A 12,622-nucleotide genomic window follows, 5' to 3' on the forward strand; every position below is an offset into this window, starting at 1 on the left:
GAGGCACATATGGCAAAGGTCATTGGTATCGACCTCGGCACGACCAACTCGTGCGTCGCCGTCATGGACGGCAAGGAACCAAAAGTTATCGAAAACGCAGAAGGCGCCCGTACCACTCCATCGATGGTGGCGTTTTCCGACGACGGTGAACGGCTTGTAGGCCAGCCGGCGAAACGTCAGGCAGTCACCAATCCGACAAACACGCTGTTTGCAGTCAAGCGGCTGATCGGTCGCCGCTACGACGACCCGACCGTCGGCAAGGACAAGAAACTTGTCCCGTTCGAAATCGTCAAGGCCGACAATGGCGATGCGTGGGTGGAAGCCAACGGCGACAAGTACTCCCCGTCCCAGGTCTCCGCTTTCATCTTGCAGAAGATGAAGGAAACCGCCGAGAGCTATCTCGGCGAAACGGTAACCCAGGCGGTCATTACCGTTCCGGCGTATTTCAATGATGCCCAGCGTCAGGCCACCAAGGATGCAGGCAAGATTGCCGGTCTGGAAGTGCTGCGCATCATCAACGAGCCGACCGCGGCAGCGCTTGCCTACGGACTGGAAAAGAACGACGGCAAGACCATCGCGGTTTATGACCTTGGTGGTGGTACGTTCGACGTCTCCATCCTGGAAATCGGCGACGGTGTCTTTGAAGTGAAGTCCACCAACGGCGATACCTTCCTCGGTGGTGAAGATTTCGACATGGTTCTCGTCGACTATCTTGCCGCTGAGTTCAAGAAGGACCAGGGCATTGACCTGAAAAACGACAAGCTGGCCCTGCAGCGTCTGAAAGAGGCGGCAGAAAAGGCAAAGATCGAGCTGTCTTCGTCGTCTCAGACCGAAATCAACCTGCCGTTCATTACGGCTGACGCATCCGGTCCGAAACACCTGACGCTCAAGCTGACACGTGCGAAATTCGAATCGCTGGTCGAAGATCTGGTCAAGCGGACCAGCAATCCGATGAAGGCGGCTCTGAAGGACGCAGGTCTGGCTGCCGGTGAAATCGACGAAGTGGTTCTGGTCGGCGGCATGACCCGTATGCCGAAGATCCAGGAGACCGTTAAGGCCTTCTTCGGTAAAGAGCCGCACAAGGGCGTGAACCCCGACGAAGTCGTGGCCATGGGTGCTGCGATCCAGGCCGGCGTTCTGCAGGGCGACGTCAAGGACGTTCTGCTGCTCGACGTCACCCCGTTGTCGCTGGGTATTGAGACGCTTGGTGGTGTCTTCACCCGTCTGATCGACCGCAACACGACGATCCCGACCAAAAAAGGCCAGGTGTTCTCTACAGCCGAAGACAATCAGACGGCTGTGACCATCCGCGTTTTCCAGGGTGAGCGTGAAATGGCGGCGGACAACAAGGTTCTTGGTCAGTTCGACCTGGTCGGCCTGCCACCGGCACCGCGCGGCGTACCGCAGATCGAGGTCACCTTCGACATCGATGCCAACGGTATCGTCAACGTGTCCGCAAAGGACAAGGGTACCGGCAAGGAGCAGCAGATCCGTATCCAGGCTTCCGGTGGTCTCAGCGACACTGACATCGACCAGATGATCAAGGACGCGGAATCCCACGCGGATGAAGACAAGAAACGCAAGGAACTTGTCGAAGCCAAAAACCAGGGTGAATCGCTGGTGCATTCCACGGACAAGTCGCTCAAGGATTACGGCGACAAGGTTTCCGAGGAAGACAAGGCCGCGATCGAAAGCGCTCTGGAAGATCTGAAATCCACGCTTGAAGGCGAGGACCTGGAAGACATCAAGGCCAAGACGCAGGCTCTTGCGGAAGCGTCGATGAAGCTCGGGGAAGCCATGTATCAGGCAGCCCAGGCTGACGCCGAAGCCGAGGGTGGCGAGGAAGCCGCTTCCGAAGCCGAGGATGACGTCGTCGACGCGGATTTCGAGGAAGTCAAAGACGAAGACGACAAGAAGTCCGCTTAAACCAAGAAACTGTAGCCAGCCGGATGTCCGGCTGGCTGTTCAAGTCTGGCGCCGGTCGCTTGATTACCCGGTAATACGGGTTCTCGTGTCCGGCGCTTTCGCCGTCCTGGGCGCCGGAGATATCCTGGCCGCCGGTGGCGCAACAACAAGACCGAGAGCTCTTGATGTCCAAACGTGATTTCTACGAGGTACTGGGGGTATCTCGCGAGGCGGATGAAAAGGCGCTCAAAAGCGCTTACCGCAAGATGGCGATGCAATACCATCCCGACCGGAACCCCGGGGATGCAGAGGCCGAAACCCGTTTCAAGGAAGTCAACGAGGCTTACGACACGCTGAAGGACGGCCAGAAGCGCGCAGCATATGACCGGTTCGGGCATGCTGCCTTCGAAAACGGCGGATTCGGCGGTGGCGGTGGTGCCGGGGCGCACGATTTTTCGTCAACCATGTCCGACATTTTCGAGGAATTTTTCGGCATGGGCGGCGGGCGCCGCTCCGGTGGCCGCGAACGCGGCGCCGATCTTCGATACAATCTCGACATAACGCTGGAAGATGCATTTTCCGGGAAGACCGTGGAAATCGAGGTGCCGACAAGCACCACCTGCGACACATGTTCCGGCTCCGGCGCCAAGCCGGGAACAAGCCCGACCACATGCAGAACATGTGGCGGAGCAGGCCGGGTCCGCGCGGCGCAGGGGTTCTTCACGCTTGAACGCACCTGTCCCAGCTGTCAGGGCCGCGGTCAGGTTATTTCCGATCCTTGCGAAAGTTGCAGCGGAGCCGGCCGCAAGACGCAGGACCGGACATTGTCCGTGAACATACCGGCCGGCATCGAGGACGGTACCCGTATTCGTCTTGCTGGCGAAGGTGAAGCCGGGGTCCGTGGTGGCCCTGCGGGAGACCTTTATATCTTCCTGACGATCAAGCCGCACGACCTGTTCCAGCGCGATGGCGCAGACCTTTATTGCCGCGTTCCTATTTCCATGAGTACGGCAACACTTGGCGGTCAATTTGATGTTCCCACCGTTCAGGGAAGCACAAGCCGCGTCAAGGTTCCCGAAGGAACCCAGACCGGAAAGCAGTTCCGTCTGCGCGGCAAGGGCATGCCGGTCATGCGTTCCAGCCAGCATGGCGACATGTACATTCAGGTAACGGTTGAGACACCGACGAACCTGACGCGCCGGCAAAGAGAACTTCTTGCGGAATTCGAAACGGAATCGTCTGGCGAAAATCATCCCGAATCGGCGGGGTTCTTTTCGAAAGTGAAGGATTTTATTGACAATCTGGGCGCGTGACTGTGCATTCTGTGCGTCAGGATATAGCAAATCCTTACAATTGCCCCTATATTCGATTCCCTGGGGTTTGGTGAGGTAACATGCTGAAACGCAACAGTATTCGCGTCGAACGTCTTCGGGAGAAGCTGGGCAAGGCCAATGCCGTGCGCACGAAGGTTCTGGATGAGATGAAGTTCATCCGGTCCTGGGCGCAAAATCCCCTGCGAACCGGTGCGGTCTCACCGTCAGGATCCGACCTGGCGACCAAAATGGCGTCATACCTGACACCACGACCCCACTCACGGGTTGTCGAACTGGGTCCTGGAACCGGTGTTGTCACGAAGGCACTGATTGATCGTGGTTTCACGCACAAACACCTCAACCTGATCGAGTACAGCGAAGAGTTCTGTGAGCTCTTGAGCCTCAGATATCCGGGGTTGCCCATTCAGCAGGGCGATGCCTACACATTGACAGAGACCCTCCGCAAGCCGAAAGGGTTCCTCACCGGCGAGACGCAGGTCAAACACACTCTGGATGGAATTGTTTCGTCGCTTCCGCTGCTCACGAGATCGGAGCCGGTCCGCCGGGCCTTGCTGGACGAAGCTTTTCATCTGCTGAAGCCGGGCGCACCCTTTATCCAGTTCTCCTATGGACTGGTTGCGCCGATCAAACCGGATAACCGGGCGGTATCGGTCTACAGTTCCGAATGGGTCTGGAAAAACCTGCCGCCGGCACGGGTATGGGTTTATCGCAAAGGGCACTGAGGCCGGTGCCCATCGGTACCCTGGTGCCTGAGCACATCCATTTCTGAATTATCATGTTGATGGCGACCGGTCTTCACATCGGTTGCCTTTTCACTTTAGTCCGTTGTTTGTGCGAACGCTTTCCCGTTTGCCGCAGCGCCGACATCGTGTCGAAATCCTTTGCTTCCGTGCGAATTGCAGTCTCATTTGCATTCACGGTGACGTGAGTCACAGGTCCTTTCAGCAGTATTCGTGAATAAGCGTTGCTTGGTATTGTTTTTTAATGATTGGACAATTTTCAAATGATCAATTCATGCATTGGTATTGGCGGCTCCGTAGGCCGGTTCGGAACGAATGAACAGTTGGATGTCAAGACGGTTCAGACCCGGTTGAACGCCCTCATGGGATCTTCACGCAAGGAATTGTCGGTCGACGGAAAGGTCGGCTCGAAGACCATAGGAACAATCAAGGACTTTCAGGCGAGTGTCGTCCGGCTGCGTTATCCCGACGGCCGCGTGGATCGGGGCAACCGGACCATTCAGGCGCTCAACGACCCGAACTCGGCCTCGGTCTGGCAACGGATGTGCATCCCGCCCGCAGCTCATCCATCCACGGTTGCCAATGATACGATGCGCGACGATCGCCTGACCCCGGCGGAAAAAATGCTGGCCAAGGAAGCGGCCAAACTCGGTGATAGTGATGCTTTTGACGAGTTCAGACGTGAGCTGATCGACAAGAGCATCCCCGGCATGAAGAAGTTTCTTGGTACGATCGGGCGTGCCGAGGATGCACGCAAGGTCATTGCCGCCTGGTCGCAATTGCGCAAGTGGGGCTTTTCCGTTTCCGAAGCGCGGGACGTGATGAAGGCCATTTCCGGAATGAAAGGGCGCCAGTTCGGAGCCCTGGATGCGATCGGGTCACCGGCGTCGAAATTTGGCAGGTTCCTGGGGAGCCTTGGCAGCAAGGTCGGTGCTGTGGGACAGGTTGTTACCCTGATCGAGGTCGCGGACAAGTTCGAACAGGGCGACTATCTTTATGGCACCTCTGAGCTTTACAAGCACTTCATGGGCAAGGCCATTCCCTGGGCCGGCATGGTGGAGGGTCTGCAGAGCCTCGTCGAGGCAATCGCTCCCGGATCGGTCAAGAACAGCAAGGTTTTTCAGGTAATCCGTGCCTGCGACCCGATCGGCCTAGGCGCTTCGGGCGTCGACAGCATGACGACCCTGGTCCTTGGAGCTGTCCACCTCATTCAGACAGGCGACATCGACATCGCCCGTTTGAGCCGTCTGGTCGACCGCATGAAACAGGGACCGACAAAACTGTTTGCCGACATGGGAGAAGATCTTGGCGATTCGGCCTATGAAATGTCCAGGTGGCGAAAGGACGACTGGACATATGCCGTCAAGAGCATACCGGGGTTTATTGCAAGCCTGTTCTGATCGGAGGGAGGCGGGCATGCCAAATGTGTCCGCCTGCTGGTCCTTGTGGCGGAAACACTGGTAAACGAGTTGGCTTTTGCCATATCAATAAGACCGAATTGTCCTGTTTACGGCTGAAAGGGCCTGTTGATGCGCAGTCCAAAGATACTTGTTTGTTCCGGGTCCGTGCGGAGCGGCTCCCACAACGGAAAACTTGCTGCACTCGTCGCCAAGCGGCTTGCAATCCTGGACGCCGAGGTCACGCATCTTTCGCTGAAAGACTACCCCTTGCCGATCTATGACGGAGATCTGGAAGAAGCGAATGGTGTACCCGAAAATGCCAAAAAGCTTCAGCGGCTCTTTGTCGGGCATGACGGAATTTTCCTGTCTTGTCCCGAATACAATGCCGGCGTGACACCCCTCCTGAAAAATACGCTCGACTGGATCAGCCGGGTCAAGGAACCGGGCGAGCCTTACAGGAACAGCGTGTTCGCACTGGGCGCAGCCTCTCCGGGCGGATTTGGCGGCATGCGCGGTCTGATCGGCATGCGAACGATCCTGGAAGTCGGATTGGGTGCACCGGTGCTGCCGCAGATGGTGTCCGTGCCAAAGGCAATGACCTCATTCGACGACAGGGACGAGTTGGCTGAAGAACGGGACAGCGGGCAGCTCGACAAACTGGTCGAGGCGCTTCTGCGCGCAGCGAGAATCGAGATGTCGCACTAGAAAACGTCACGCTTGAATTGTCGTGATGCGTCTCGCAGCAAACTGATGGCTTGGAAAAGCCGGAAATGCCGCCTACATAGGGCGGCAGCATTGATGAAACCGAGCAGCAATCAAGAACCCAAGAGGAATGAATGAGCGAAACGCGCGAACCGGCTCAATGGCACGGGACGACGATCATGATGGTACGCAAGGGCGACAGGGTCGTCATTGCAGGCGACGGACAGGTATCCCTCGGACAGACCGTGATCAAGCATTCCGCCCGAAAGGTGAGACCCCTGGCCAAGGGTGAAGTGATCGCCGGGTTCGCCGGTGCGACCGCAGACGCTTTCACCTTGTTCGAACGCCTGGAAGCGAAGCTTGAACAATATCCCGGACAACTGATGCGCGCCTGTGTCGAACTCGCCAAGGACTGGCGGACAGACCGGTACTTGCGACGCCTTGAAGCGATGATGCTGGTGGCCGACAAGAACGTGTCACTGGTTCTTACCGGGACAGGTGATGTACTCGAGCCAGAAGGAGGCATAATGGGTATCGGATCCGGTGGTAACTATGCACTGGCCGCGGGCAGGGCACTCGCCGATACCGATTTCGACGCGGAAACCATTGCCCGCAAGGCGATGGCTGTTGCCGCCGAGATCTGCGTTTACACCAACTCAAGCGTAACCCTGGAAATGCTTGAAGTGACCGACTAGCCGGCCATGATCACGTTTCGTCCCGTCACCCATGAGGATTTGCCGACACTTGAAATCTGGATGGCAAGACCGCATTGGCGTAAATGGTGGGGAGAACCGATCGAGGAAACCGGATATGTCAGGGAGATGGTCGAAGGGCGCGATACAACGCTGCCTTTCATCTTCCGACTTGATGGCCTGGACAAGGGTTACATTCAGGTCTGGTACGTAAAGGACCAGTTGGAAACGGACTTTGCCAAGGATTATCCCTGGCTCAATTTACTGCCACGTGAAGCTGTTGGGGTTGACCTCTCCATTGCCGATGAGGAAGACCTTTCAAAGGGAATTGGAACAAGAGTATTGCAGGCGTTCGTCCGGAAACTGCGCCAGGACGGCTATGATCGGATCATCATCGATCCGGACCCGGCCAACCAGAGAGCGGTAAAGGCTTATCGTAAAGCCGGATTTCGGGAGATACCGGATCTTCTGGGTAAAACGGATGACAGCCTGCTTATGGAACACATGAATACGGAAGGCGTATCGTAAAAAATGACCGATTTTTCTCCGCGCGAGATCGTTTCCGAACTCGATCGCTACATTGTTGGCCAGAAGGATGCCAAGCGGGCGGTGGCGATTGCCCTGCGCAACCGTTGGCGCCGTCAACAGTTGCAGGGCCAGATGCGGGAAGAGGTTCTGCCGAAGAATATTCTCATGATCGGACCGACCGGCGTCGGCAAGACAGAGATTTCGCGTCGTCTCGCCAAGCTTGCGAACGCGCCTTTTTCCAAGGTGGAAGCGACGAAATTCACCGAGGTCGGCTATGTTGGCCGTGATGTGGAACAGATTGTTCGTGATCTTGTTGAAGCGGGCATTACCCTCATCCGGGACAAAAAGCGCGACGAAGTGAAGGCCAAGGCCCATGTCCTCGCCGAAGAGCGGGTCCTGGATGCGCTGGTTGGATCGAATGCGAGCCCGGCTACCCGAGATAGTTTCCGAACGAAACTGCGCGACGGCGAAATGGACGACAAGGAAATCGAAGTCGAGGTCCGCGCCCAGGCTCAGATGCCGAGTTTCGAATTGCCCGGGATGCCCGGCGCAAGCGTCGGCGTCATGAACATGTCGGATATTCTCGGCAAGGCGTTCGGTGGCCAGACCAAGACCAAGCGGACGACCGTTCGCGAAAGTTATGAACTTCTGATCAATGAGGAATCCGACAAGCTGCTTGACGAAGACAAGGTCGTTGAAGAAGCGATTGCGCTTGTCGAAAATTCAGGCATCGTTTTCCTGGACGAGATCGACAAGATATGTGCGCGCGAAGGCCGAGCTGGTGCGGATGTGTCGCGCGAAGGTGTTCAGCGGGATCTTCTGCCCCTGATCGAGGGAACGGTCGTTTCCACGAAACACGGCCCGGTGAAGACTGACCATATCCTGTTCATTGCGTCCGGTGCCTTCCATGTCGCCAAGCCGTCCGACCTGTTGCCGGAATTGCAGGGACGTCTGCCGATCCGGGTTGAATTGCGTGCGCTTGACAAGGATGACTTCCGCGCAATCCTGACGGAGCCCGAGGCCAGCCTGATCAAGCAGTATGTTGCCTTGATGGAGACGGAAGAAGTCACGCTCGCTTTCACCGAAGAGGCGATTGAGGAAATTGCATCCGTCGCGGTTGATCTCAATGCATCTGTTGAAAACATCGGCGCGCGTCGTCTCCAGACCGTCATGGAGCGGATACTTGACGAAATTTCCTTTACGGCCCCCGACAGATCGGGAGAAGCTATTGAGATAACGGCGGAATTCGTGAAGGAAAACATCGGCGACCTGGCAAAGAACGTCGATCTGTCGAAGTTTATTCTGTAACGCCAGGGTTGACGCAAGCGACGATTTCGCCGCTTGCGATGCGCGCGCACCGATGGCAGCATGCGTTTATGGTAGCGATACGGAAAAGTAACGAGGAAGGCCATCGCCGGAAATTTCTGGTCGTGGTCGACGAGACGCCCGAATGCGACAGGGCAATTGTCTATGCCGCAAAGCGTGCAGCGCGAACCGGTGGGGTGGTCACGCTCGTGTTCATGATTGCGCCGGGCGACTTCCAGCACTGGCTCGGTGTCGAGGACATCATGCGGGCTGAAGCGCTGGAAGAAGCGGAATCAACGCTTGCAAAGGCTGCCGAGCGCGTCAGGTCGGTGGCCAGAACGGAACCGGAAACAGTTGTTCGCGAAGGCACCAATTCGGAAGAAATTCTGGAATTGATCGAGGCGGATGCCGACATCGCAATCCTTGTACTGGCAGCCAGCACAGGGTCGGAAGGTCCCGGACCACTGGTGTCTTCCATTGCGGGCAAGGCAGCCGGCACGTTTCCGATCCCGGTGACCATCGTACCGGGCAATCTGGACGACGACTCGATCGCCGCTCTTGCCTAGTTTGGGCGCCATGAACGAAGTGAAATCACTGTAGGAACTTGATCTGGAAGGATCAGGACCTATCTAGTTTTTAACTATTCCAAACTGCTGCCAGATGGGTTACAACAATCCATCGGTGTTTTGCGATGGACGAGAGGCGCAGGACACCAGACCTTGGACGCGTTGATCAAACGCAAGGACAAAGATCATGTTCATTCAAACCGAAGCAACTCCAAATCCGGCCACATTGAAATTCCTGCCAGGACGGGTCGTCCTGCCGGAAGGCACTTATGACTTCCGCACCAGGGCAGATGCCGGAGTGTCTCCGCTCGCGGAAAGGCTCTTCGATGTACCGGGCGTAGCCGCGGTGTTTTTCGGCCACGACTTCGTGACGGTAACGAAAGACGACACGGACTGGCAGCACATGAAGCCCGCCATTCTTGGCGTCATCATGGAGCAATTCATGTCGGGGCAACCTGTCATGGCCGCCGGTCAGGTGGAAGACATCGAGGAAGGCGAGTTTTTCGATGAAGGTGCCGAAGAGACCGTAAACACGATCAAGGAGCTTCTTGAAACACGTGTTCGCCCGGCCGTTGCCCAGGATGGGGGAGACATTACCTTCAAGGGCTTCAAGGAAGGGATCGTGTATCTGTCGATGCGCGGCGCGTGTGCGGGATGCCCGTCCTCGACGGCAACGCTGCAGCACGGAATTCAAAATCTGTTGCGCCACTTTGTACCGGAAGTCGAGGAAGTCCGGCCGATCTGATTGGATTTTCCCGGTTTTTTCAAAGGCTCGGCCTTCATGCCGGGCCTTTTGCATTCCGATACCGCATTCTTTCCGGAACGCAAGCCCTCAATTGGACTTAGGTCCAAAGCTCGGCTCGACTCGAGCGCCTCGCCGCGGTAGTGGCAAGAAGGACAAAAACCCTTGAGCCAGGCCGACATGCGTGTTCTTGCCATCGATACAGCACTCGCCAATTGCGCTGCCGCAGTTCTCGACAACGGTGCAGAAACTGCGTGTTTCGAAGCCTGTAATGAGGAAATCGGTCGCGGGCATGCCGAGGTGCTGATGGACATGATCGGCGAGGTCATGGCGGAAACGTCCACAGCCTTTTCCGATCTGGATCGTGTGGCCGTCACGGTCGGGCCGGGCAGTTTCACGGGACTGCGTGTCGGGCTTGCTGTCGCCCGAGGATTCGGTCTCGTCCTCGGCAAGCCGGTCGTGGGCATCACCACACTTGCCGCAATTGCGCGTTCCAACGCGCCGGCGGATAACGGTGCGCCGCTGCTCGTGGCGCTGACTGGCAAGGGAAACGAGGTATACTGTCAGGAATTTACGTCTTTAGGGGACAAGTCTGGCGAGGCTGCCGTGCGGACACTTGACGATCTTGCGGCAACACTGCCACGGAGCATAAGATTGGCAGGGTCGGCCGCAGAAAAAATCGCTCAGGCGCTGGATCTGCCGCAGGATCAGATCATCTCGAGGATGGAATTTGCGGCGATACGGGAGGTTGCCGAACTCGGCCTTGTTGCTGATCCGGTCGTTTCCACACCGTCACCGCTATATCTGCGACCACCCGATGCGACGCCGCAGACCAGAGGAAGGATTGAACGGCAATGAGTTTCTGGTGGTTCTGGGCCCAGCCGCCGGTTGTGGAAGAAGCGCTGGACGAGGACCTGCCGAAGATAGCCGATATCCACGCTGCCTCGTTTCCGAACAAGTGGAATTCCGAAGAACTTGCGCGCATGAAGGCGCAGGAGGGTGTCGCGATCCTGGTCGCACGCCGTGCCAGTCCATACGGAACGCGCGCTCCGCTGGGATTTCTCATTTTGCGCACGGTGGCCGATGAAGCAGAGGTAATCACAATTGCCGTGCATCCAAGACAGCGCGGGCGGGGCATCGGCAAAAAACTGATGGAAGCCGGCCTGTTCAGGCTTTATGGCGAACGCTGCAGCCATCTGTTTTTGGAAGTGGACGCGGCGAACAACGCTGCATTGCTGCTCTATCGCAGCCTCGGCTTCAAGCAGGTTGGCCAGAGAAAAGGTTATTACAGCGAGAGTGGCGGTGACGGTACGGCGCTTGTCATGCGCATCGATCTTCGCTAAGCGCTGTATTACGAAAATTCCGGTCAATCAGCAGGCGACGAACCAATGACGGATGAGCGGCAAACAACGCTGGCGGAAATGTGCGTGGCAAAGGGTATGCGCATGACCGAGCAGCGCCGCATCATAGCTACGGTGATCGAGGAAGCTTCCGACGACCACCCTGATGTCGAGGAACTCTACCGCCGGTCTGTCGCGATCGACAAGGGAATATCCATTTCGACCGTCTATCGCACCGTCAAGCTTTTCGAAGATGCCGGAATGATCGAACGACACGACTTCCGGGACGGTCGGTCACGCTACGAGACGGTGCCGGACGAGCATCACGACCATCTGATCGATCTGCGCAGCGGTCGGGTGATTGAATTCCGGAGCGAGGAAATCGAGGCGCTGCAGGAATTCATCGCCAAGAAGCTCGGTTACAAGCTGGTCGATCACCGGCTGGAACTCTATGGTGTTCCGCTGGAGGCTTCAAAAGGTGAAAAAGGTGATGGCTGAAGTCAAGGCCGCCTGGACAATTTTCGTTCTGACGCTCGTCTCGCTGGTCCTGATCCCGCTGCAGTGGATATCGCTGAAGCTCAAGCTTCGCGCCCGGAAAAAACTTCCCCAGATCTGGCACCGGATCGCCACGCGCCTGGTCGGGATCAAGATCAGGCAGATCGGTGTTCCCTCGACGGACCGTCCGCTGCTCATCACGGCAAATCACGCTTCGTGGGTTGATATTGCCGTTGTCGGTTCCCTGATCCCCCTTTCCTTCATCGCAAAGTCGGAAGTGTCCGGCTGGCCGATCTTCGGTCTGCTCGCAAAGCTTCAACAGACCGTTTTCGTCAATCGCACGCGACGGAGCGAGACGGGCCAGGTTGCGGACGTGATCGCCGAACGCATGGCGGAAGGCGACGCGATGGTTCTGTTCGCGGAGGGAACGTCGAACGACGGCAATTGCGTGCTTCCTTTCCGCTCCGCTTTGCTGGGCGCAGCCACGCGAGCAATTGGAGACGACGAAACCAACGTTTGGGTCCAGCCTCTTTCGATTGCCTACCAGGGCTTTTACGGACTTCCGATGGGCCGGGCACACCGGCCGCACGTGGCCTGGTACGGGGATATGGAACTTCCCGGCCATCTTTGGGGAATATTCTCGCGAGGTGCTCTGGATGTTATCGTGTCCTGGGGAGAACCGGTTCTTGTTGGCAAAACGACGGATCGCAAGGAACTCACACAGCGTCTGGAAAATGAAGTTCGCGCGATGACGATCTCTTCTTTGCTGCAAAAACCGGTCGAGAGTACAGATTCTGGCGAAATCGGACCCCGCGAGTTCTTCTCAAACGACGAAAAACCCGCTAAAGCTGGCGCCTGATTTTGAGTGCCGTC

General features: G+C 57.1%; 14 protein-coding genes. All 14 read left to right on the top strand.

Translation table 11 applies throughout. The features are described 5' to 3' along the window. Positions 1-9: 9 nt before the first annotated feature. The 14 genes from dnaK (at position 10) to olsA (ending at position 12,608) form a co-directional block, all read left to right on the top strand. Positions 10-1,926 (top strand): molecular chaperone DnaK, encoded by a 1,917-nt coding sequence (dnaK, locus tag LA5095_RS22530; protein ID WP_055119111.1) that lies wholly within the window; start codon positions 10-12, stop codon positions 1,924-1,926. A gap of 164 nt (positions 1,927-2,090) precedes the next feature. Further along, entirely contained in the window at positions 2,091-3,218 is a 1,128-nt protein-coding gene (gene dnaJ, locus LA5095_RS22535; RefSeq protein ID WP_055119716.1) for a molecular chaperone DnaJ, read from the top strand. Between the two features lie 80 nt (positions 3,219-3,298). Next, positions 3,299-3,961 (top strand): class I SAM-dependent methyltransferase, encoded by a 663-nt coding sequence (locus LA5095_RS22540; protein ID WP_108873258.1) that lies wholly within the window; start codon positions 3,299-3,301, stop codon positions 3,959-3,961. Between the two features lie 281 nt (positions 3,962-4,242). Beyond that, the gene (locus tag LA5095_RS22545) at positions 4,243-5,379 is read left to right on the top strand and encodes a peptidoglycan-binding domain-containing protein (protein WP_055119115.1); all 1,137 of its coding nucleotides are present in this window, start codon (positions 4,243-4,245) and stop codon (positions 5,377-5,379) included. Positions 5,380-5,508: 129 nt separating this feature from the next. Further along, a complete protein-coding gene (locus LA5095_RS22550) occupies positions 5,509-6,084 on the top strand; it encodes an NADPH-dependent FMN reductase (RefSeq protein ID WP_055119117.1) in 576 nt (191 codons plus the stop codon). Between the two features lie 131 nt (positions 6,085-6,215). Continuing rightward, positions 6,216-6,776, top strand: coding sequence for an ATP-dependent protease subunit HslV (gene hslV, locus LA5095_RS22555; RefSeq protein WP_029064128.1), 561 nt, complete (start codon positions 6,216-6,218; stop codon positions 6,774-6,776). 6 nt (positions 6,777-6,782) lie between these two features. Beyond that, entirely contained in the window at positions 6,783-7,301 is a 519-nt protein-coding gene (locus tag LA5095_RS22560; protein WP_055119119.1) for a GNAT family N-acetyltransferase, read from the top strand. 3 nt (positions 7,302-7,304) lie between these two features. Further along, positions 7,305-8,609 carry an ATP-dependent protease ATPase subunit HslU gene (gene hslU / locus LA5095_RS22565; protein ID WP_055119121.1) on the top strand — a complete coding sequence of 435 codons (1,305 nt, stop codon included), beginning with the start codon at positions 7,305-7,307 and terminating at the stop codon, positions 8,607-8,609. 68 nt (positions 8,610-8,677) lie between these two features. Beyond that, positions 8,678-9,172: a universal stress protein gene (locus LA5095_RS22570; protein WP_055119721.1), complete on the top strand. Its 495-nt coding sequence runs from the start codon at positions 8,678-8,680 to the stop codon at positions 9,170-9,172. Positions 9,173-9,359: 187 nt separating this feature from the next. Further along, positions 9,360-9,917 (top strand): NifU family protein, encoded by a 558-nt coding sequence (locus LA5095_RS22575; protein ID WP_029064132.1) that lies wholly within the window; start codon positions 9,360-9,362, stop codon positions 9,915-9,917. A gap of 162 nt (positions 9,918-10,079) precedes the next feature. Further along, a complete protein-coding gene (gene tsaB, locus LA5095_RS22580) occupies positions 10,080-10,772 on the top strand; it encodes a tRNA (adenosine(37)-N6)-threonylcarbamoyltransferase complex dimerization subunit type 1 TsaB (protein ID WP_235808782.1) in 693 nt (230 codons plus the stop codon). After that, the gene (gene rimI, locus LA5095_RS22585) at positions 10,769-11,257 is read left to right on the top strand and encodes a ribosomal protein S18-alanine N-acetyltransferase (protein ID WP_055119126.1); all 489 of its coding nucleotides are present in this window, start codon (positions 10,769-10,771) and stop codon (positions 11,255-11,257) included. Before tsaB ends, rimI begins: the two co-directional genes overlap by 4 nt. Positions 11,258-11,302: 45 nt before the next feature. After that, on the top strand, positions 11,303-11,752 hold the full coding sequence (locus tag LA5095_RS22590; RefSeq protein WP_055119129.1) for a Fur family transcriptional regulator: 450 nt from the start codon (positions 11,303-11,305) through the stop codon (positions 11,750-11,752). Beyond that, the gene (gene olsA, locus LA5095_RS22595; RefSeq protein ID WP_055119131.1) at positions 11,745-12,608 is read left to right on the top strand and encodes a lyso-ornithine lipid O-acyltransferase; all 864 of its coding nucleotides are present in this window, start codon (positions 11,745-11,747) and stop codon (positions 12,606-12,608) included. The genes LA5095_RS22590 and olsA overlap by 8 nt, the downstream gene beginning before the upstream one ends. The last annotated feature ends 14 nt before the right edge of the window (positions 12,609-12,622 follow it).

Origin of the sequence: Roseibium album (genome assembly GCF_001404515.1) — a bacterium.
GTDB lineage: Bacteria > Pseudomonadota > Alphaproteobacteria > Rhizobiales > Stappiaceae > Roseibium > Roseibium album.